General features: G+C 50.8%; 21 protein-coding genes. 11 read left to right on the forward strand and 10 right to left on the reverse strand.

The window, feature by feature from the left end:
* Positions 1-1,350: a chromosomal replication initiator protein DnaA gene (gene dnaA, locus AWQ22_RS00005; protein WP_012305643.1), complete on the forward strand. Its 1,350-nt coding sequence runs from the start codon at positions 1-3 to the stop codon at positions 1,348-1,350.
* A gap of 73 nt (positions 1,351-1,423) precedes the next feature.
* Positions 1,424-2,353, forward strand: a complete 930-nt coding sequence (locus AWQ22_RS00010) for a cobalamin-binding protein (protein ID WP_065709792.1) — start codon at positions 1,424-1,426, stop codon at positions 2,351-2,353.
* A 478-nt stretch (positions 2,354-2,831) separates the two neighbouring features.
* Here the strand turns inward: AWQ22_RS00010 and nrtS2 are convergent, their stop codons facing one another.
* The 6 genes from nrtS2 to AWQ22_RS00045 form a co-directional block, all read right to left on the reverse strand.
* Complete coding sequence (gene nrtS2 / locus AWQ22_RS00020; protein ID WP_030008056.1) at positions 2,832-3,110, reverse strand: nitrate/nitrite transporter NrtS2; 279 nt, start codon at positions 3,108-3,110, stop codon at positions 2,832-2,834.
* 41 nt (positions 3,111-3,151) lie between these two features.
* Positions 3,152-3,406: a nitrate/nitrite transporter NrtS1 gene (nrtS1, locus tag AWQ22_RS00025; protein WP_012305647.1), complete on the reverse strand. Its 255-nt coding sequence runs from the start codon at positions 3,404-3,406 to the stop codon at positions 3,152-3,154.
* Positions 3,407-3,440: 34 nt separating this feature from the next.
* Entirely contained in the window at positions 3,441-4,133 is a 693-nt protein-coding gene (locus AWQ22_RS00030; protein WP_065709793.1) for an N-acetylmannosamine-6-phosphate 2-epimerase, read from the reverse strand.
* An 18-nt stretch (positions 4,134-4,151) separates the two neighbouring features.
* Positions 4,152-4,796, reverse strand: a complete 645-nt coding sequence (gene purN, locus AWQ22_RS00035; RefSeq protein WP_065709794.1) for a phosphoribosylglycinamide formyltransferase — start codon at positions 4,794-4,796, stop codon at positions 4,152-4,154.
* Positions 4,797-4,888: 92 nt separating this feature from the next.
* On the reverse strand, positions 4,889-5,230 hold the full coding sequence (locus AWQ22_RS00040) for a phosphomannose isomerase type II C-terminal cupin domain (protein WP_045442496.1): 342 nt from the start codon (positions 5,228-5,230) through the stop codon (positions 4,889-4,891).
* A gap of 40 nt (positions 5,231-5,270) precedes the next feature.
* The gene (locus AWQ22_RS00045) at positions 5,271-5,630 is read right to left on the reverse strand and encodes a Spx/MgsR family RNA polymerase-binding regulatory protein (RefSeq protein WP_065709795.1); all 360 of its coding nucleotides are present in this window, start codon (positions 5,628-5,630) and stop codon (positions 5,271-5,273) included.
* Between the two features lie 110 nt (positions 5,631-5,740).
* Here AWQ22_RS00045 and AWQ22_RS00050 point away from each other — a divergent pair, with 110 nt between their 5' ends.
* The 5 genes from AWQ22_RS00050 (at position 5,741) to AWQ22_RS00070 (ending at position 9,756) form a co-directional block, all read left to right on the forward strand.
* A complete protein-coding gene (locus AWQ22_RS00050) occupies positions 5,741-6,823 on the forward strand; it encodes a class I fructose-bisphosphate aldolase (RefSeq protein ID WP_198166531.1) in 1,083 nt (360 codons plus the stop codon).
* Between the two features lie 226 nt (positions 6,824-7,049).
* Positions 7,050-7,619: a Uma2 family endonuclease gene (locus tag AWQ22_RS00055; protein ID WP_065709797.1), complete on the forward strand. Its 570-nt coding sequence runs from the start codon at positions 7,050-7,052 to the stop codon at positions 7,617-7,619.
* A gap of 95 nt (positions 7,620-7,714) precedes the next feature.
* Positions 7,715-7,948 carry a hypothetical protein gene (locus AWQ22_RS00060; protein ID WP_065709798.1) on the forward strand — a complete coding sequence of 78 codons (234 nt, stop codon included), beginning with the start codon at positions 7,715-7,717 and terminating at the stop codon, positions 7,946-7,948.
* 118 nt (positions 7,949-8,066) lie between these two features.
* The gene (locus AWQ22_RS00065; RefSeq protein ID WP_065709799.1) at positions 8,067-8,822 is read left to right on the forward strand and encodes a DUF1995 family protein; all 756 of its coding nucleotides are present in this window, start codon (positions 8,067-8,069) and stop codon (positions 8,820-8,822) included.
* 19 nt (positions 8,823-8,841) lie between these two features.
* A complete protein-coding gene (locus AWQ22_RS00070; RefSeq protein ID WP_071925371.1) occupies positions 8,842-9,756 on the forward strand; it encodes a TIGR04168 family protein in 915 nt (304 codons plus the stop codon).
* Here AWQ22_RS00070 and AWQ22_RS00075 read toward each other — a convergent pair.
* Together AWQ22_RS00075 and AWQ22_RS00080 are read right to left on the reverse strand one after the other, a co-directional pair.
* Positions 9,740-10,105 carry a VOC family protein gene (locus AWQ22_RS00075; protein ID WP_065711578.1) on the reverse strand — a complete coding sequence of 122 codons (366 nt, stop codon included), beginning with the start codon at positions 10,103-10,105 and terminating at the stop codon, positions 9,740-9,742. The two genes, AWQ22_RS00070 and AWQ22_RS00075, sit on opposite strands and share 17 nt — an antisense overlap.
* An 82-nt stretch (positions 10,106-10,187) precedes the next feature.
* Positions 10,188-10,490 (reverse strand): hypothetical protein, encoded by a 303-nt coding sequence (locus tag AWQ22_RS00080; protein ID WP_065709800.1) that lies wholly within the window; start codon positions 10,488-10,490, stop codon positions 10,188-10,190.
* Between the two features lie 719 nt (positions 10,491-11,209).
* On the opposite strand from AWQ22_RS00080, the gene AWQ22_RS00085 reads away from it, so the two are divergent.
* From AWQ22_RS00085 to rsmD, 3 genes are read left to right on the forward strand one after another with little or no spacing between them, the layout of a single operon-like run.
* A complete protein-coding gene (locus AWQ22_RS00085) occupies positions 11,210-11,440 on the forward strand; it encodes a hypothetical protein (protein ID WP_030006814.1) in 231 nt (76 codons plus the stop codon).
* A gap of 26 nt (positions 11,441-11,466) precedes the next feature.
* Entirely contained in the window at positions 11,467-13,005 is a 1,539-nt protein-coding gene (locus tag AWQ22_RS00090; RefSeq protein ID WP_065709801.1) for an AAA family ATPase, read from the forward strand.
* 9 nt (positions 13,006-13,014) lie between these two features.
* Positions 13,015-13,554: a 16S rRNA (guanine(966)-N(2))-methyltransferase RsmD gene (gene rsmD, locus AWQ22_RS00095; protein WP_065709802.1), complete on the forward strand. Its 540-nt coding sequence runs from the start codon at positions 13,015-13,017 to the stop codon at positions 13,552-13,554.
* A 168-nt stretch (positions 13,555-13,722) separates the two neighbouring features.
* Here the strand turns inward: rsmD and AWQ22_RS00100 are convergent, their stop codons facing one another.
* The gene (locus tag AWQ22_RS00100; RefSeq protein ID WP_065709803.1) at positions 13,723-14,610 is read right to left on the reverse strand and encodes an alpha/beta fold hydrolase; all 888 of its coding nucleotides are present in this window, start codon (positions 14,608-14,610) and stop codon (positions 13,723-13,725) included.
* A 62-nt stretch (positions 14,611-14,672) separates the two neighbouring features.
* Positions 14,673-18,833, reverse strand: a complete 4,161-nt coding sequence (locus AWQ22_RS00105) for an eIF2A-related protein (RefSeq protein WP_065709804.1) — start codon at positions 18,831-18,833, stop codon at positions 14,673-14,675.
* A gap of 81 nt (positions 18,834-18,914) precedes the next feature.
* Between AWQ22_RS00105 and AWQ22_RS00110 the strand changes: the two genes are divergently transcribed.
* Positions 18,915-19,763, forward strand: a complete 849-nt coding sequence (locus AWQ22_RS00110; RefSeq protein ID WP_065709805.1) for a cell division protein FtsQ/DivIB — start codon at positions 18,915-18,917, stop codon at positions 19,761-19,763.
* Positions 19,764-19,860: the final 97 nt, after the last annotated feature.

Consider the following 19,860-nt stretch of genomic DNA (forward strand, 5'->3'; position numbering starts at 1 on the left):
GTGACTCAAAATCCCCAATGGCTTTGGCAAGAAGTCCTGACAAAACTTGAACAACAACTGAGTCGCCCCACCTACGAAACTTGGATTCAGCCGACGGCGATCCAACAGTGGCGAGAGGATGAAATCGTACTCTGTGCCCCAAATGCCTTTGTCCTGAACCATATCCAGAAATATTATGGTGCGTTGATCACCGAAACCATCGCCGAATTATTGCAGCAGCCCGTTAAGGTACGCCTCACTTCTCCAGAAGGGAATACCCTCGCAGCGACCCAGAGTTTCTATAGTTCCCGCAGTGGCCAATCGACCCGTCCAGGTAAAAAGACCCCAGAACTCAACTCGAAATATACCTTTTCACGGTTTGTGGTTGGCCCAACCAATCGCATGGCCCATGCTGCAGCTCTAGCGGTGGCGGAATCACCGGGGCGGGATTTTAATCCCCTGGTGCTCTGTGGGGGGGTGGGTCTGGGAAAAACGCACCTGATGCAGGCGATCGGCCATTACCGTTTGGATACCCAGCCGGATGCGAAGATTTTTTATGTTTCCACGGAGCAATTTACCAATGATTTAATTGTTGCGATTCGCAAGGATAGTCTGCAAACGTTCCGGGAGCATTACCGCACCGCCGATATTTTACTGGTAGACGACATTCAGTTCATCGAGGGGAAAGAATACACCCAAGAAGAATTTTTCTATACCTTTAATACTCTCCACGAAGCGGGTAAACAAATTGTTCTCGCGAGCGATCGCCCACCGCACCAGATTCCAGGCTTGCAACAACGGCTATCTTCCCGTTTTTCTATGGGGCTAATCGCCGATATTCAACCGCCTGATCTAGAAACCCGGATGGCGATCCTCCAGAAAAAGGCTGAGGCGGAAAATTTAAACCTATCGCGCTCGGTGATTGAATATATCGCCACCCACTACACGGCGAATATCCGCGAATTGGAGGGGGCGCTCCTGCGGGCAGTGACCCACATTGCGATCTCTGGGTTGCCGATGACGGTGGAAAACCTCGCCCCCATTTTGAACCCGACGGTGGAATATGCTCCGGCGGCCCCGGATGTGATCTTGCAAATTGCCGCCGAAGCCACGGGGGTGAGCATTGAAGATTTGAAGGGGGCTTCTCGACGACGGGAAATTAGTACAGCCCGGCAAATTGCAATGTATTTGATGCGCCAACACACCGATCTCAGCTTGCCCCGCATTGGTGAACTGTTCGGTGGCAAAGACCATACCACCGTGATGTACAGTTGCGACAAAATTGGTCAGTTACTGACGAAAAATCAAAAAATCTCCCAATTGGTGAGCCAAATTAGCGATCGCATTAACCACCACCACCAAAACCTCTAGGGACAAGCGGCCCACATCGTGCCAAAAAAGACACCGCTACAATGAGCAGTAGTTCATCGATTGTGTTTTATTCATGGTTGCTTCCTGCCGGATTGTTTCGCTCTTGCCCAGTGCCACCGAAATTTTAGATTGTCTGGGTTTAACTCCGGACGTGGTGGGCCGGAGCCACGAATGTGACTATCCCCCAGAGATTGGCGATCGCCCCGTGTGTACCGCTGCCCGCCTCGATTCAGAATGTCCCAGTGGCGAAATTGACCAAGAAGTTTTGGCCTTACTCCAAGGAGCCCTGGGGATCTATGAAGTGAAGCTCGATGTCTTGCAAGCCCTACAACCAACCCACATTGTCACCCAAGATCAGTGCGATGTTTGTGCCGTCACCCTGGCCGATGTGCAAAAGGCGATCGCCCAGTTGAGTGATCATCCGCCGCAGTTGATTTCGCTCCAGCCCAATACCCTAGCGGACGTTTACCAGGATATTCGCCGTGTTGCCCAGCAGTTTAACCGTGATCCCCAACCCGTTTTGCAGGATCTACAACAGCGGGTACAAGCTTGCCAAAAACGAGGCAAGACTTTAGCAAAACGGCCCCGGGTAGCAGCCATTGAATGGATTGATCCCCTCATGGGCGGCGGTAATTGGCTCCCGGAACTCATTGAACTCGCGGGCGGCGACAACATTTTAGGCAAACCCGGCAAACATTCCCCCTACATCAGTTGGGAAACCCTCCTGGCGAGTGATCCCGATGTGGTGGTGGTGATGCCCTGCGGCTTTGACCTCGAACGTACCCGCCAGGAAATGCTCGCCGACTTGGAGTTGCACCCTGAGTGGAAACAATTACGGGCGGTGCAAAATGATCAGCTATTTATCTGCGATGGCAACGCTTATTTCAACCGACCAGGGCCGCGCCTCATGGATTCCCTAGAAATTCTCACGGAAATTTTGCAACCGACTGGCGATCGCCTTTATCCAAAAACTGCCTGGCAAAAACTCTCTTTATTCAAATAAGTAATATTTCAACAAATAGTAACTATCCAAAGAAATATTACATCTGAGCCTAGTTTTACAACATTTTCTATCAAGTTTATGTTGGCAAAAAAGGAATTATTAGGACAAATTAGGGGATATTTTCGCAAAAACGAGCATCCTCCCCAAAAAAGCATCCCTTTGGCTTCGCCTGGGAATTTGGCACATTAAAGACATAGCAAGATTTTGAGGGCAGGCGTTTCGTGATGTACCGCCGCTTTGCGATTCAAAAAATATTATCTAAGGTGAGGATGCTGTCTATGTGGCTCAAAATTAGGCACCTAGTCGATCCTGTATTTCAATATCTCAATCAACCCGTGGGACACACAGATCGGCATACCGTATGGAACCCGAATCGGTTTTGGTATCTCTATAAAATCAACCTGTTAGAAAAATGCTGGCAAAAAGAAGCGGCCAACAAAGGCCAACATACCTATTAATCTCTTAACTTTGATGCCAGTTACGACGTCAATTTTTGGGGATCTGCTTGGGAACTCTCCTGGGTCGCTTCTGCTTCGGCTCGCAGTCGGCTGACCAATTGACCATGGACATTGACACAGTAGGGCACACAGTAGGTTATGGCCGCCGCCAGCCAGCGGGTACTGGTCATGGTGCCATTCAACACAGCAACACCATGGTTAATACAAAAGTGGACAGTTCCCACAAACAGGGCAACCCGAATCGCCGTTGGTCGAAAGGTGCGATCGCCTAAGGCCCGGAAATAGATTGTCAAGCGCATCGGTGCAATCCCCAAACTAATAAAAAAGTGGCTCTAGATCTTTATGGCTCGGAAGAGGGGTGGGCTTTGGCTTGCTGGCGCATCCGGCTGGCTATTTGGCCATGGAGGTTAACGCAGTAAGGCACAAAGTAGGTCAAAACCATGGATGTCCAACGGGTTCGGGTCATTGCCCCATGGAGAAAGGCACTACCGTGGTTAATGCAAAAAATCACAGTGCCCACAATTAGGGCGACGCGGATGGCAGTGCTGTGGAGGGTGCGATCGCCCAGGGTTTGAAGATAACTTTTTAGGCCCATCGGTGAACCTCTAATTTGTATATCTGAATTTTACTCATGGGTGGCCTGGGGCGATCGCCTGACAAAATTTTTGTGCCAAGAGATCAACACCGGTAATCGCTGTCCCAACAACGACGCTATCAGCCCCCAATTGGAAGGCTTTTTGCAGCATTTCTGGGGTGTGGATGCCTCCTTCGCAGATGATCGGCTGGTCAAAATCCTGAGCAAGTTTTTCAAGCAACCCAAAACCAGGGGGCGTTAAATCTTTGGTGTTCCCCGTATAGCCGTAGAGGGTCGTCCCCAAAATATCAGCACCAGCTTGGGCGGCCCATTGAGCATTTTCGTAGGTGTCGAGATCCGCCATCACCAATTTGCCTGTTTGCTGGTGAATCCCGGCGATCAGATCCGCGAGGGTTTCTCCGTTCGGGCGGGGGCGGGCCGTGGCATCAACGGCAACAATATCGGCTCCCGCTTCGACCACCGCCAGGGCATCTTCTAACCGGGGGGTAATGTAAACATCTGATGCGGGAAAAGTACGTTTCCACAAACCGATAATCAGGATCTGGGGTAGTTTGGCCCGCACAGCGCGGATGTGTTCGGGGCTATCGATGCGCACCCCAACGGCTCCTTGATTGACGCAAGCTTGGGCGATCGCCGCAATCATTTCAGGGTCATGGAGGGGAGAATCAGCGGGGGCTTGGCAGGAAATAATCAGGCGATTTTTAAACTGGGCAATCAGATCAGACATGGGCTTGATGGGAAATTTCTAGGAATATTGGGACACAGCTAAGGCGATCGCCGCTGGAAAAATACGGTGTTCTTGCACTTGAATACGGCGATGGAGCGTTTCAGGAGTATCATCGGCCAAAATCGGCACCACTGCCTGCATAATAATGTCGCCACTATCGACTTCGGGACTAGCAAAATGCACCGAACAGCCCGTCACTTTTACGCCAGCCGCTAAAGCCTGTTCTACAGCGCGAATCCCTTTAAAGCTGGGTAATAAACTGGGGTGAATGTTCAAAATCCGATTTTCGTAGCCCGTGAGCAAAACATCCGTAACGATGCGCATCCAACCCGCCATAATCACCCACTCCACCCCATGGGCGCGCAGGCAATCTAAAATTGCTTGGTCACAGGCTTCCCGCGAGGCAAACTCCCGGTGGTTAATCAGTTGGGTTTTCGTGCCAAATGTTGCGGCCCGTTCTAAAACCTTCGCCTTGGGGTTGTTGTAAATCAGAATCGGGATCTCTGCGTTAAGTTCTTTGGCGATCATGGCCTTGGCGATCGCCCCGTAGTTACTGCCGCTACCGGAGGCCAAGACTCCCAACTTTACCGGACGGGATAAGGGCACATCCGCCAGGGTTACAGGGGGAGAAATTAAAGCAGAATTTAGCGTAACATTACCCATCAATCGCGGTAATCCTCGGAAGTACAACCACTAAGCATATCGGTTCCCTAGTCGAAAGTCAGATATTTTTGCTCGGTGGCATCGGGGTAGGGCTAGGCTGAATCTCGATCCTCGAAACGAATAATATCTTCGTCTCCCAAAAATTCGCCGTTTTGAATTTCGATCATCACCAGATCAATTACCCCCGGATTTTCGACCCGGTGCCTGGTATTCATCGGGACATAGGTAGATTGGCGGGGAGTCAAGATAATTTCTTGGTCGTTGCAAATCACCTTCGCTGTCCCGGAAACGACGACCCAATGCTCGCTGCGATGGTAGTGCATTTGGGTGCTGATGTGGTGACCGGGTTTCACTTCGATGCGGTTAATGCGGTAGCGATCGCCTTCTTCGAGGATCGTGACTTTGCCCCAGGGGGGTGTGCGGGTTTCAAGCATAGGGATAAGTCCGGCGGGATTTCAAGATTATTTTAAAGGCTTACTGAGTACCGAGGCGATCGCTTAGTTCCGCTTCACTGGCCCGAAATCCCACCAAGACCGCCTGGTTATCCCGCACGAACAAAGGCCGTTTTAAGAGCATTGCATCTTGACTAAAAGCCTCGATCCACTGGTTATCATCCCAGGTTTTCTTTTCTTCTCCCAAGGCCCGATAGGATTGCCCAGAAGTATTGCGCATTGGTTTGCTGCCTAGTGTTTTGACCCATTGGGCGATCGCCTCTCTGCTGGGAGGTTGCTCTTTGGTATTGATAAATTCGTAGGAAATTCCGGCTGTTTCTAGCCATTTCAAAGCTTTTTTACAGGTGTTGCAGGTGGGAATGCCGTAAACTCGCAGGGCCATTTTGTGATCGGTTAAACAAAAGATAACTTTGTTTATTATCCATGATCCTCAGGGCAGCCCACTTTGGCAGAAGTGTTACAACGGAACTGTAGCAAGTCCCCAAATTTTTCATCATGACGACCATTTCTGCCGAAAAATCAATTGCAGCTTGGCTTGGAGAGGAAGCAGAAAGTCTCTTGGGTCACAGCGCGAAAATTAATCAAAATCTGCTCACCCTCCCTGGAGCCGATATCGTGGAACGGGTCTATGCCCAAAGCGATCGCCCCACTCCAGTGTTGCGGGCGTTGCAACAATTGTTTGGTACGGGACGACTGGCAAATACAGGCTATCTCTCAATTTTGCCCGTTGATCAAGGCATTGAACATTCCGGGGCGGCTTCCTTTGCGCCCAACCCGATTTATTTTGACCCCGAAAATATTATTCGTCTGGCGATGGAAGGGGGGTGTAACGGCGTGGCGACGACCCTCGGCGTGTTGGGGATGATGTCCCGCAAATATGCCCACCGCATCCCGTTTATCGTCAAACTCAACCACAATGAACTGCTCACCTATCCCAACGGTGCGGATCAAATTATGTTTGCGACGGTGGAACAGGCATGGAATTTGGGGGCGATCGCCGTCGGTGCAACGATTTATTTTGGCTCCCCAGAATCGAGCCGACAAATTCAAGAGGTTAGCCGTGCCTTTGCCCGCGCCCACGAGCTAGGAATGGCGACGATTCTCTGGTGTTATCTGCGCAACGATGTGTTTAAACAGGACAAGGATTACCATTTGGCGGCGGATTTGACGGGACAAGCGAACCACATGGGCGTAACCATTGAGGCGGATATTATCAAACAAAAATTACCAGAAACCAATAACGGTTACGGGGCGATCGCCAAAGCGACGGGCCAAAAATACGGCAGAACTCACCCCAAAATTTACGACGAACTCACCAGTGATCACCCCATCGATCTCACCCGTTATCAAGTGTTGAACTGTTATGGCGGGCGGGCTGGTTTAATTAATTCCGGTGGCTCCTCCGGCGAAAACGATTTTGCCCAAGCAATTCGCACTGCTGTGATCAATAAACGTGCGGGTGGTTGTGGTTTGATTTCTGGTCGTAAAACCTTCCAACGACCCATGACAGAAGGGGTTAAACTCTTTCACCTCATTCAGGATGTCTATCTTGATTCTGAAATCACCATCGCTTAAGGGGGTGTCGTCCTGGGGCAAAGGAGGACTGTTCTTTAAATATTGATCAAGTCTCAGTTCTCAGTAATGATTGCCATGGCATTTTTTAGGAGGCTTGAGCAAGAGATGATTATGCACGTTTTTTAGCCTGCCAAAAGCACCCTTAGCTCGTCATCTAATACCGCTTAAGTATCTTTGATTCCAGAAATGCTATAACGGTGAATATCCCGATTGCAAGAAAGACTATATGGTTATTGCTGAAGAAAAATTTCCCCGATTCACTCCTGACGAATATTTACGTTGGGAGGAACAGCAAGTCGAAAAATACGAATATATCGATGGTCAAATCTATGCCATGGGGGGCGGCAACAAAAACCATAGTCTAATTGCCGTGAGGCTGTCGAGTTTATTTTTTAATCATCTGGATGGTAGCGGTTGCGAAACCGGAAATTCTGATCTCAAAATCAAAATTCCTAACAGCCATAACTATACCTATCCAGATATCAGCGTCACCTGCGATGAGCGAGATCAGTCCACCACCCAATTCATTACATATCCTTGTCTGGTTGTCGAAGTTTTATCAAAAAGCACTGAGGCTTATGATCGGGGTGGCAAATTTAGACTCTATCGCCAAAATCCGGTCTTAAAAGATTATTTACTGGTGAGTTCTACCGCCATTGAGATGGATTTGTATCATAAGAATAAATCAGGAGAATGGCTGATCACTAACTATCAAGCCGGAGATATGGTCACCCTAGAAAGTATTGGCCTCACTTTTTCTATTGAGCAAGCTTACCAAGGACTAAGATTTTTATAAAAAAGAATAAGTTCAGCACTTTTTTAGGTCTTTGATAGCGTTAACAATACAAAATACTAGCTAGGATAGAAAGAGCATATTTTTTTAGTAAAATAATGAAAAATAACGATTCTCAATATTTAATTTCTCCAGAGAAAGTTCTTCGTGAGAAAACGCTTTTACAAGCACCCGTTGATTGGAAAAAACTCATCGATAATAGAATTTTAGAGAAGGTAGGGCTTAAAAAATATCGATGCCTTGTTAACTCCGATGAATTGACAGAGGAAGTCAGAGTAAAAATAGAGTCAGTAAAACAATGCACAACTGGGGTGATTATTGGCATTTATTGAAACATACTCAATGAGCCTCAAAGATTGTGGAAATTTAAAGTCATCCGTAGAAAGCTTTTGACGAAGCGATGGGGAACATTTGATAATGAATCGATGTTCTGTTGTGCGTCGGTAAACCATGTCCAATCTGCCCCAATCCTTTGAAGAAACCCTCGAACAAGCGAAAGCCGCAACCCTAAACAGTTTAGAAGCAGGCTGTGGGCGGATTTTAATTGAATTGTGCTTTCCTGAGATTGCCCTACAGGCCCAGGCCTTGGCGTGGAATTGGGCGCAACTATTTGTCGAAGAGTACGGTTCGGGACTGAAAATCTTCTTTCCGGATACGGGGGCAGCGGCGTTGGCGCGGCGGGATTGGGGCGAAATTCCCTTTAAGGTGACGGATATCGGCACGTCGCGATCGCCGATCGAAAATAAAATCGGCGATGATGACCAAATTTTTATTATTGTCTGCCCGTCGGCGGTGGAAGTTGCCCAGGTCGAAAAGCTCTGTAACTTTGCTGGCGATCGCCCGGTGATTATGCTGATTCCCCAACTGGAGGATGTGTCCATTGTCGGGATTGGCTATGCGGCGCGGCAACTGCGGGAACGGTTTATCAGCACCCTCGAAACCGCCTACTACATCCGACCCTACGAAAGCGCGATGGTTTGGCGTTCTTATCCCTCGGCGTGGGAAGTGTATCTCGAAAAAGAAGCAGACCAATACGAACTGATTGCCAGCGAAACGACCAAACCCCTTGGCGAATATTTAGAGCGGCTGCTGTTGGCGGCGGTGGAACCCGAAGCGGGGGAAGCGGCTAATCCCAACGCACCGAAAATTAAGAAAACAGGACTGCTTGGGGGTCTGCAAAACTTCCTAAAAGCCCTCAGCAATTAAGTTTGAGACCGCATAACTAATGATTGATAACCGTTCACTAACCATTGCCGTGGTGGGAGATGTCCATGACCAATGGGATGCCGTTGGCGATCGCCAAGCCCTAGAGATTCTTGGGGTAGATCTCGTGTTGTTTGTCGGGGATTTTGGCAACGAAGCGGTGAAATTAGTGCAACAAGTGGCGGATCTTCCTTTCCCGAAAGCCGTGATTTTAGGGAACCATGACGCCTGGTACACCGCCTCCGATTGGGGTCGCAAAAAAGCCCCCTACGACCATGCCAAAGAAGACCGTGTGCAAGCCCAGCTAGAGATTCTAGGAGAAACCCATGTGGGCTACGGCCATTTAGATTTACCGGAATTTCGGCTTTCGGTAGTCGGGGCGCGGCCCTTTAGTTGGGGGGGCGAAAAGTGGAAGAATAAGAAATTTTATGGCGATCGCTATGGCGTCCATGACTTTACGGAATCCACCGCGTTAATTGAGAAAAATATTGCGGCCTGTCAGTACGAAACCCTGATCTTTCTCGGACATAATGGCCCTACCGGATTGGGTTCGGAACCAGAAGATATGTGTGGTCGCGATTGGAATCCCCTGGGGGGTGATTTTGGTGATCCGGATTTTGCCCTGGCCCTGGCGATCGCCCGCCGTCAGAATAAGACAATTCCCCTAGTCACCTTTGGCCACATGCACCACAGCCTCCGGCACCGCAAAGATCGCCTGCGCACCCAATGCCAATTTTTAGACGAAACCCTCTATTTCAATGCCGCCCGCGTCCCCAGAATTCAAACCTACAATAATGGCGATCGCCGCCACAGTTTTTCTGTGATTACCCTCACCCAAGGCCGCCCAAGCAAAGCCGAACTGGTGTGGGTCAACCCAGCCAACCAGCAGCAAACGAGAGCAATCCTCTGGTCGCTGCCCCTCAGCTCTCTTCCGTAATCTCGATCACGTTGCCGTCTGGATCTTGCAAAAATAAGGCCCGTCGCCCCGATGCGCTCATCTCATAGGGATAATTTTCTTCGTCCAACTGCGATCGCACTGCGTTCAGATCCTTCACACCGAAAGCAATGTGGGGATTCCGACCTAACTTTTCTGGATTGGCTAATTTCGCCTGGAACGTCGGATCTTCGATCAAATGAACCTGCATCTGGGGTAATTGGTACCACACGCCACCGTAGTTAAAGGGTCGTTCTACCTTTGGTAGCCCCAGCAGTCGATCATAAAAGGCCGCTGCCCGCTGCACATCCGCCACCAAAATTGCTGTATGTAGACAACGGGTTACTTGAATCTGAGGCGTTACCATACTGAATTGCTTGCTTAATGCTTAGTTTGACTGCTCACGTTTCCTAAATTCAAGGGGAGACAACTCCCTAGGAATCCGTAGTTGCAAAATTAATCCAGCCTTCAATTTTAGGCCCGAGGCGAAACAATAGAGATTGGGCTAACCCTAAATGGTCAGCGACTAACAACAGTATCATTGCCTGGTCTTTTACGGTCGTCAGTTGGGTTGGGCAGGCCTCAAAATCTAGGGTTAAGACAGTAGATTCGCCCCAGACTTCACGATAAATTTGGCACCGACTGGGAAGCAGGGCCGTGAGTTGACGAAAGCGTTCTAAGGCTTCTTTTTCAAAGGCAGCACTACTACCTTGGGTCGAAAAAGGTTGGTGGTTCATAGGGGGATTGTCGTTGATGACAAAACGCTGGCTTCTTCTTTTACCTTAAGGGTTGCTTTGGGGCTGTGGGGGCAGGCGTTAGAATTGTTATCAGAAAAGTCGCAGTAAGACTCCGCTGTTCTAGGGCGGTGATATAAGATGATCGCCTGACGCGAGGCAGAAGCAATTCCAATATCTAGGCATTTTGCTACACTGAATTCTAGCGGATAGGGTAATCAACCGCTCTAAAAACCCAGTAGCCTCACGGCTCTACGCTGAACCTTGACAATCAAAGATATCGGGTTCTATCCAATAGTTCTAGGTTCCCCCGTTCGGCTGAGCTCACGCGGAAGTCTCACAGCCGAAGCCTGTGGATAGGTAAAATCTTTGCAGGAACTAGACGACCAGCATTTGAAACAAAGCGTTTCAAGTCAAACAAACATTGGACAAATCCAACTACCCAGGGGCACTGGGAAAGTAACGCTTGGGGAGAGACCCACCTCTGGTTAGGGCTTCGCAAGGAATCCTAGGTAAGTGGACTCGCTGAACCAAGAATCCTCTCGCCTTTAGGCAGGGGAGTGTCAACTTTGTGAATTGAGCATGACAATAGTATGAAGAAATATCCCGGTCTTTCTTCTGGGCTTAGAGAAAAATTTTAAATTTGGAGGGGGTTTGGGAAAATAACGTAAGATCAAAATACCGTTTTCTTTTCACGGCCAATGTTTTTGTGGGGAACCTCAATGGTTGAGTTTAATAGGCTGGTCAAAAAGGGAATTGATCGTAGTGTGAGACGGGGTCTCCTGAATCAAATTCGCCACGGCCTTGACATCAAATTTCCCCAGGATGCAGATCGCATTTTTGCCGATATTCAACAAATTCCCAGTCTGCACGGCCTCAAAATGATTGAGAATCAACTTTATCACCTCCAGACAGTCGAGGAACTCCGTTTGCTCTATCGCAATTTACTCTAAGTCGGGTCGGGAGTTTGGGGAGAACCATGGGCTTTTTGGATAACATTCACAGTTTAAAAACCTTCATCTGTGCGTTTCATCCGATCATCGTCATTGAGACTGTCGAAGAGGAACGGGTAGAGGCGCTCCTGCGGGAAGTGGTCAAAGATTTACACATGCCCTTATTTGAATGGACGGTGAATTTGGGACTGGCCCCGACCCCAGGGACAAAATATGCGCCCCGCACCAATGACTATGCTCGACCGGGGGCGAACAAACCGATCGCCTTTGAAAATACGGCAGATCCCCTCGATGTACTGAAATATATGGGCCAGATTGAACGCAATGGCATTTTTTGGCTCAAGGATTTTGCGCCCCACCTGGAGGATCCCAAAGTCATCCGGGAAGTACGGGAGTTGGCTGAGATTTATGGGGTTGTGAATTCGGCGATGGTGCTGACGGGGGAGTCGATCACTTTACCAAAGGCGATCGCCCACGATGCGGTGTATTTTGAACTGACCCTCCCGGATGGGGACGAACTGTACCAAACCCTGTCGGAGGTGATGCGGGAACTCAAGGTGCGCCACAAGCTAGCCATTACGCTCCAGGGGGAAGAACTGAATCAATTTGTTCACGCCCTCAGTGGGATGACCCTCAAGCAGGCGCGCCAGGCGATCGCCTATGCTGCCTTGATCGACGGAGAACTCAACGGGGCCGACATCCTCAAGGTGATCCACCGCAAGGCCCAGATCCTCCGGGAAGAATCTCTCCTGGAACTCTTTCCCGTGGAAGAAAATACGGCGAAATTGGGGGGCTTTGTGGGTCTCAAACAATGGCTCAAGCGGGCTCAAGTAGGCTTTAGCTCGGCGGCAAAACGGGTGAATCTCCCGGCTCCGAAGGGGATTTTAATCGTTGGGGTGCAGGGTTGCGGGAAATCCCTCGCGGCGAAAACCATTGCTAGGGAATGGCAACTGCCCTTGTTAAAACTGGATGCGGGCCGCCTGTACAACAAATTTGTCGGTGAATCGGAGAAAAATTTCCGCCAAGCAATCAAACTGGCTGAATCCATGGCTCCGGCGGTGTTGTGGATCGATGAAATTGAAAAAAGCTTTGGTAATCCCAGCGGTGAGGGCGATGGGGGTCTGAGTTTACGTTTGTTTGGTTCGTTTTTAACTTGGCTCCAGGAGAAATCCCAGGAAGTTTTTGTCGTTGCAACGGCCAATGATCTATTGCAACTGCCGCCGGAACTACTGCGGAAAGGCCGCTTCGATGAAATTTTCTTTGTGGACTTGCCCAATGCCCAAGAGCGGGCGGCGATCTTTTCGATTCACCTGGCGCGCCATCGACAAAATGTCCAAGAGTTTGATCTACGCATCCTGGTGACGGCGGCGGCGGGCTATAGTGGCGCAGAGATTGAACAGGCAATAATTGCCGGGCTATACCAGGCTCTCTACGCCCAAACTCCCTTAACGACGGATGCGCTGGTGGCCCAGATGAAAAGTACGGTGCCCCTGTCGGTGTCGCGGCGGGAAGATGTGGAAAAATTACGGGCGATCGCCTCGGAACGTTTTGTGTCAGCGCGGTAAAATACCGGGATGCGCATCTATGGCAATCGACAAATCAAAACTCTCCCTGGCGAACTAACGCGGCCCACCCTGGCAAAGGTGCGGGAGGCAATTTTTAATGTTTGGCAAGGACAGGTGTCTGGCTGCCGCTGGCTGGATCTTTGTGCGGGTTCTGGCTCCATGGGGGCTGAAGCATTATGTCGCGGCGCGGTGAAAGTTGTCGGCATTGAGAAAAATTCCCAGGCTTGCCGCATTATTCAAGAAAATTGGCAGAAAGTGGCTAAAGTTGACCAGGAATACCAAATTTTAAAAGGTGATCTCCTCAAACGCTTAGAAAATTTAGGGGGTGAAACCTTTGATTTGATTTATTTTGATCCACCCTACGCCGCGAAACTCTACGACCGAGTTTTAACCAAAATTGTTGATTTAGAATTGCTCGCTCCCACCGGAGAATTGGCCGTGGAATATGACCCGAAACTCTGGCAACCCCTTGAATTACCGGGACTAGAGCTATTTAAAGAAAAAAGCTATGGCAAAACGGCGATCACCTTTTACTGTCCTGCTGATTGACACTCCCCTGACCCCTCTCAAGAGGGGAATGGTTTGTGGGTGTTCTGGAAAGTCCCTAACATCCTCCCTAGAGGGAGGTGGCGCAGCCGGAGGGTGTTCTCTTCCCTGGAGGGGAATCAGAGGGGTGTCACCTAGAGGGAGGTGGCGAAGCCGGAGGGTGGAAGGGTGTTACCCCAAACGCTGCAACCAATCAAGGATCAAAGAATTAACCAAACTGGGATTTTCGTCGTGGGGACAGTGGCCTGCCCCCGGAATGGGATGAAACTCGACCCCGGCATTTTGCGCGGCGAGATCTTGGTAAATTTGCGAGCCTTTGATCGGTGTCCAGGGATCGCGATCGCCCCAAAGCACCAGTAAAGAATGTTGCCGTTTTGGTAAAAGTTCCGTCGGGCTATCCCCAGGAGGAGCCGTAATCACCGACGCAAAGACCTGTTGCGCCCCTGGATCACAGGAAGGTTCGTAGAGCATCTCGACCAATTCATCGGTGACGGCTTGGCGATCGCCATAGACTTGATAAAGGGTATTTTTGATGCGCGATTTTTGACGCACCTGATTAAAAATAAATGGCCCCGTTAATCGCGAACTAACCAATTTCGCGAAAGTACCCATCACCACCCGTAACGGTAGAGCCAGTTCATCGGGGCGATGGTTGAGGCCGCCCGCGCAGTTAATTAACACGCCCCCCGCACAGAGGTCAGGATAATTCGCTAACATCGCTAAACTGAGCAGACCGCCGATGGAATTGCCCACAAATACCGTGGGTTGCTGGATTTTCGCTTGCCAAAAATCGCGGAGTAAATCTTGCCATAGGTCGAGGCTATAGTCCCAGGCGGGTTTCGCTGAAGCGCCGAAGCCTAATAAATCTAAAGCAAAAACTTGATAACCCTGGGCTGCCAGGGCGGGAATGTTGTGTTTCCAGTGACCGATCGAAGCGCCAAACCCATGGATCAGCAGGAGCGGTTGACCTTTCCCTTGGACGGTGTAGCGGATTTGTTGGTCGCGCCAAGTCCAATCGAGGGGCGTTAGGGCGGAAAGAGGAGTGACGGCCTGGGTCATGGTTTTTGCGAAATGAAATCGGTGTAATGAAGTGAATGACTTACTTTTGTGAGTATAACGTGCTACTCCGGTGGGAGGTCGAGGAGGGCCGTACACAATTGGCGATCGCCTGGGCGTTGGCTGGGAGAAATTTTTAAATCGCCATAGATTAATAGTCGGCAACTTTTCTGGAGTAATTCATCGAGATCGAGATTCCAGAGAATGAGTTGATTGTTTTGATCTAAAGTGGCGATCGCCTTTCCTTGGGGCTGCCAGTGGAGTTGCGTGATCGGAGCTTGGTGCCCCGTGAGGCTGCCGAGGTAGGTGCCATCCAGTTGCCAAAATTGCAGATGATGGTTTTCTGTATTGGTGATCAACAAAGGTAAAGCACCGTAGAAACCGATGCGGTCGGGGCCATTGCTTTGGTGGTTGATTGCGCTGGGTTCCCCAAAGACGGGATTATTATTGTCGTAGGTCATTGGGTAAACGAACACCTGATGATTCCGCCCCGTCAAGCCAAGGTGACGACTATCCGCCCCAAATTGGAGATCCATGATTTCTGTGGCAAAGGGGGGAAATTGGGTCACAAGGAAGAAAGAATTATTCCGTCGCCGCTGCCAAATTTGCACGGTGCGATCGCCCGCTGCCGTCGCCAATAATTTTCCGTCGGGGCTGAATTGTAGGGCGGTAATTGGCCCCCGATGTTCCGTCAAGATCTGCAACAGTTCCCCAGTTTCCGTCCAGAGGCGCACCGTTTGATCCTGGCTGCCCGCCGCAAACATTTTCCCATCACGACTCCAGGCAACAACGTTAATTTTGTCCTGGAAGCCCCCCAGGGTTTGCAAAATCTGTCCATTTCTTTGGCGGAGCTTCACCCGGCGATCGTCTCCCCCGGTGACGAAGTGGTGACCCCGTGGTTGCCAGGCGAGATTGGTAATCGACTCATTGCTGGATTTTACGACTTGATCCTGGTGGGGCCACTGCCGCAAAGGTTGGTTGGGCTGGGCGAGCAGAAGCTGGAAACTATTCCCCACAAAGGCAAAGTCCGTAATGGGCACATCTGGGGCCATGGTTTGGCGATCGCCTGGGGGCCGAAAAACAGCCGGAATAAAATTTTGACTAAAGTCCCGCACCGTTGTTGCAGTAGTCGATGCAGCGAGGGTGCTGAAATTTTGTTCTAGGGCAAGGAGCACCTTAAGTCTGGTTGCGGGGGTAACGACATCATCGTCCTTATCATCCAGTCGTTGCAAGACCACCGCCGCCCGGATACTTTCCCGGAGAGCCTCGACGGGTTGGGCACCATCCTGGAGCACCTTGGCAGCCTCGGCCAATTTCATCAAAATGGCGTTTTGCGCCCCTTGCCACCGTTGGTACCGTTGTAGTTCCACCCAGCGCAGACCAAATCCCAAGGCGATCGCCACCAGCCCCAAGCGCCAAACGGTGCCTACAGACAGCTTCCACCAGCGCCGCCAGAGCATTTCCCGTTCCCGACCAGTGATGCGCTGGAGCCACTGTTGGGACTGAAAGGCTTGGTAGTGGTGCCGAATGGGTTCAACGAGATCGGGCCGGGCCAGTTGGTAGGACTCTTGGCCGCCATAGAGTTGAGCGCGAATTAGCCCCGTTGTTTTAAAAATATGCAAAATGAGTTCTGCCTTTTCTTCCCCCAGGCGGCGATCGCCAAGGAATTGACGACCCAGTTGGAGGATGTCCGCCTTGGTGAGCACCAGTTGACTATGGCGCAAATCCGTAAAGTAATGGAGAAATTGCCAGGCCAAATCACGGTTTTCATCGCCGCAGTAGCGAATGATCCCCAGCAGCGATCGCTCCAACAGCAGCAATTTAGGCGGAAAGCCCAACCCTAAATATTCTTCCCTGGTATAAAGATGATCCTGGTGCAGTTGCGCGCCGATGACCTGGAGTTCGAGGGGGCGAATTTCCCCGTGGCCATCCTGCAGATCCTGAATTAGTTGCTGCATTAACCCTTTGTCTAGGGGCAGTTTGGCCCAGGTTGCCACCTGTTCTAAAAGGGCGATCGCCGCATCGGGACACAGATTTCCCAGGCGATGGCGGAGACGGTGGTCAAAAAGATTGTGGTTCGCCTCCCCTAGATCCGCCCCTGCTTCCCAATCCAAAAGGGGCGCTAGGGCCTCGTTACGACAGGACAGGATTACTTTCACCGTTGGCAGTTGCAGACTTTGGGCCAAAAAGCGTAAAAAATCCTGACGCTCTTCCGGGTTGGGATATTGCAAGAAAAACTGCTCAAATTGATCAAAGATCAACACCGTCAAAGGGGCAAAATCTTGCTGCTGTTGGAGGTGAACGAGGGGATCTAAGCTGGGGGGATTGGGCCAGGGACAAAAAGGGCGATCGCCATGGAGTTGTTGCACCAGGCGGCGGGCCCACTGACCATAATTTTTAAAATAAATAACCTGTACTGGCCGTCCATCTAGGGGTTGGCTTTGGAGTCTGGGGATCAGTCCTGCTCGAAGAAGGGAGGTTTTGCCCACAGCGGTAGCCCCATGGAGCAAAATCAGGTTGGGTTGGGGGCGCTGCAACCGATGGAGCAAGGTCTGGAGATCCTGATCTCGTTGGGAACCCTGGAGCATCACCAGACTGAGAGGATCATAGGGCGAACACAGGTTCCGTTGCAGCTGATCTGGTAGGGGTTGAGTCCCCACAAAAGGCCGCCAACCCCAGCTTTGTTCGTATTGTTGGCGTTCCCAGGCGAGGTCAAAGGCCTGGCGATAGTCCTTACCTTGTCGGTAAAGATCACCCAGACAAGCAAAAATCTGATCATAGAGCCGTTGTTGCCAGTGGCCCCAGGGAATAGGTAATGTTTTGGGCGCTGTGAGTTGGCTGCGGCTGGGCGGCAGAATTTCTTCTAGGGTGGCGATCGCCTGGGCAAATTGACCAAGGGCTTGGTTTGCTTGGGCCAAAATAAAGGCACTCCAAGCTCTGACCACCACTGGGGGCGCTTCATCCAGGGCTTGGCAATGTTCTAGGGCTGTTTGGGCGAGGGTTTGAGCTTTGTGCCATTGTTGTTCCTGAAGGGCGATCGCCGCCATTAGACCGTAATGCTGGGCTAGTAGTTCGGGTGGCCAAGGCTCCTGAACCCCCTTAAGGAGTGACCAAGCCAAATCCCCTAGGGCTGACCTGCGCTGCCACTGCTGTAAAAATACGCCGATCAGTAAACTCAGTTGACTAACCCAAACCCATTGTTCCTGTCGTTCCCAGAGGCAACGGCTTAGGCGGAGATAATAGAGAGCTTGTTCTCCTTCTGGACTGGGGGCCTGATAATTCTGGGGGCGATCGCCTAGGAGTAGACCCAAATGAAACAAAATCAGAGCTAGTTGTTGACCCTGAGAACGCGATAATTGCTCTAGCAACGGCGAATTTGGATTGTCCCGCAGCACCTTGAGCCAATCGATCCCCTGCTCCCCACGGCAATAGTGGCGCAGACTATCCTGATAGGCTTGCCGGGCCGTTTGCCATTGCTGATCTTGGTGGGCTTGTCGTCCCTGGATAAAACAGAGCAAACCCGCGCCGTCACCCAGGGTCTTGGTGGCTAACTCTAATTCTCGATAACCCCGTTGACCGGGCGCTAAATTCCAGTGGCGATGATCGAGAAAAATTAGGGGGCCAGCGGCGGTTAGTCTTTGAAAGTAGTCCTGTTCTGTACGTTGCCAAAAATTCTGAAGCGCTTGGGAAGGCCAGGTAATTTCTCCCAAATCCGTTGCGGTGGCCAGCCCATCAGAAACTTGCCGTTGTTGATCATCTGCCGTTGGTAGCGTCACAATCCAGGGGAAAATTTGATGTTGAAACGTTGCCGCAGTTAAGTTAATGGCTGGGGTTAACCCAAAAACCATGGCTCCATTAATGTGAGACGGTTGGATACCCAGATTGGTTAGGGTTGTCTCTAACAGATTTAAAATCGCTCCGAGATCATCGGCCTGGGGTTCGAGCCACAGACAAAGTAGCCCCTGGGCGATCGCCTTTTTTTCTAAATCTGCCAATGCCTGGTCACTGTAGTATGCCGCCGTAAACTGAGAAAAAACCTGGTGCCATCGCAGTTTTAGATTGCCCTGGAGTTGTCCCAGAAGTTCCTGTTCTTGGGCTTGATAGTTGCAGCGAACAAGATAAAGTCCTGGTTGAGCATCACTACGGGGAGAAGACCACAATCGGTCGGCCAACCGCTGCACAATGGGGCGGGACGTGGGAAATGGCGGGCCAGGGCGATTGATCATGGCAAATCCAAGGGTAATTTCCAGGAAAGAGAACTAACTTCAGTAAGATAGTCATACATTGTGTCGGTTTTAACGTCACCTATGACAGAAATCACCATGGCAACACGGGAGCAGCTCCGGGAACAACGGAAGCAAAAACAACGACAGCGTACCCTCCGCTGGTTCCAGGGTCTATGGCGATCGCTGGCCCTGATAGGGTTGGCCTATGGGGCATTCTGGGTCTTAGACCGACCCGATTGGATTATCAAAAGTGCCGCCCAAATCACCATTGAAGGCAATCAAGTCCTGCCCGCAGAGCGGATTCGTCCCCTGATCCCCCTCACCTATCCCCAACCGATCCTAACCCTCAAGCCCCAGGAACTAGAGCAAGCCATTGAAGCCCAAGGGGCGATCGCCGAAGCCCTGGTTTCCCGTCGTCTGGTGCCCCCCAGTCTGGCGATCCAAGTCCAAGAACGCTTCCCCGTCGCCCGCTCCCAAACGCCCATCTCTAGCCAAGGCGATCGCCCCCTCGAACCGGGATACCTAGATGCCGAAGGGCAATGGTTACCCGCCGCAGTCTACGAACCCCTCAGTGAATATCAGCCCTTACCGACCCTCGAAGTGACCGGAATTCGAGAACTACAACTGTCCCTTTGGCCCGAACTCTATCGCACCCTAGGGCGATCGCCCGTTGAAATTTTGAGCATCAACTGGCAAGACTCCAACAATTTGATTTTGAACACCGAACTTGGTAGTTTTCACCTGGGGCCAGATCTGACGCAACTCGAGGCCCAATTAGCGGCGATCGCCAAGCTCCAACAAACCCTTGGCACAACCATTCCCGCCCAGGATATCCAATACATCGATCTGCAAAATCCTGACGAGCCGATTATCCAGAGCAACAAACCCATCCTTCCCCCAGCCTCCCAGCCCGAAACCCCCCAAACCTAAAAAAATGATGCCCCTGTAACAGCAACATTTCCCAAAACCTGGCAGTCTAAAAAAGCTTGAAGGTCTTATGATCTAAGAAATTTCTCCCAAAAGATAC

Source organism: Picosynechococcus sp. PCC 7117 (assembly GCF_001693275.1).
GTDB lineage: Bacteria > Cyanobacteriota > Cyanobacteriia > Cyanobacteriales > MRBY01 > MRBY01.

Bases quoted from the DNA above. Each gene is read 5' to 3' on its own strand.
- AWQ22_RS00010 (WP_065709792.1), top strand. From the start codon at position 1,424: ATGGTTGCTTCCTGCCGGATTGTTTCGCTCTTGCCCAGTGCCACCGAA.
- nrtS2 (WP_030008056.1), bottom strand. From the start codon at position 3,110: ATGCGCTTGACAATCTATTTCCGGGCCTTAGGCGATCGCACCTTTCGA.
- nrtS1 (WP_012305647.1), bottom strand. From the start codon at position 3,406: ATGGGCCTAAAAAGTTATCTTCAAACCCTGGGCGATCGCACCCTCCAC.
- AWQ22_RS00030 (WP_065709793.1), bottom strand. From the start codon at position 4,133: ATGTCTGATCTGATTGCCCAGTTTAAAAATCGCCTGATTATTTCCTGC.
- purN (WP_065709794.1), bottom strand. From the start codon at position 4,796: ATGGGTAATGTTACGCTAAATTCTGCTTTAATTTCTCCCCCTGTAACC.
- AWQ22_RS00040 (WP_045442496.1), bottom strand. From the start codon at position 5,230: ATGCTTGAAACCCGCACACCCCCCTGGGGCAAAGTCACGATCCTCGAA.
- AWQ22_RS00045 (WP_065709795.1), bottom strand. From the start codon at position 5,630: ATGGCCCTGCGAGTTTACGGCATTCCCACCTGCAACACCTGTAAAAAA.
- AWQ22_RS00055 (WP_065709797.1), top strand. From the start codon at position 7,050: ATGGTTATTGCTGAAGAAAAATTTCCCCGATTCACTCCTGACGAATAT.
- AWQ22_RS00060 (WP_065709798.1), top strand. From the start codon at position 7,715: ATGAAAAATAACGATTCTCAATATTTAATTTCTCCAGAGAAAGTTCTT.
- AWQ22_RS00065 (WP_065709799.1), top strand. From the start codon at position 8,067: ATGTCCAATCTGCCCCAATCCTTTGAAGAAACCCTCGAACAAGCGAAA.
- AWQ22_RS00070 (WP_071925371.1), top strand. From the start codon at position 8,842: ATGATTGATAACCGTTCACTAACCATTGCCGTGGTGGGAGATGTCCAT.
- AWQ22_RS00080 (WP_065709800.1), bottom strand. From the start codon at position 10,490: ATGAACCACCAACCTTTTTCGACCCAAGGTAGTAGTGCTGCCTTTGAA.
- AWQ22_RS00085 (WP_030006814.1), top strand. From the start codon at position 11,210: ATGGTTGAGTTTAATAGGCTGGTCAAAAAGGGAATTGATCGTAGTGTG.
- AWQ22_RS00090 (WP_065709801.1), top strand. From the start codon at position 11,467: ATGGGCTTTTTGGATAACATTCACAGTTTAAAAACCTTCATCTGTGCG.
- rsmD (WP_065709802.1), top strand. From the start codon at position 13,015: ATGCGCATCTATGGCAATCGACAAATCAAAACTCTCCCTGGCGAACTA.
- AWQ22_RS00100 (WP_065709803.1), bottom strand. From the start codon at position 14,610: ATGACCCAGGCCGTCACTCCTCTTTCCGCCCTAACGCCCCTCGATTGG.
- AWQ22_RS00105 (WP_065709804.1), bottom strand. From the start codon at position 18,833: ATGATCAATCGCCCTGGCCCGCCATTTCCCACGTCCCGCCCCATTGTG.
- AWQ22_RS00110 (WP_065709805.1), top strand. From the start codon at position 18,915: ATGACAGAAATCACCATGGCAACACGGGAGCAGCTCCGGGAACAACGG.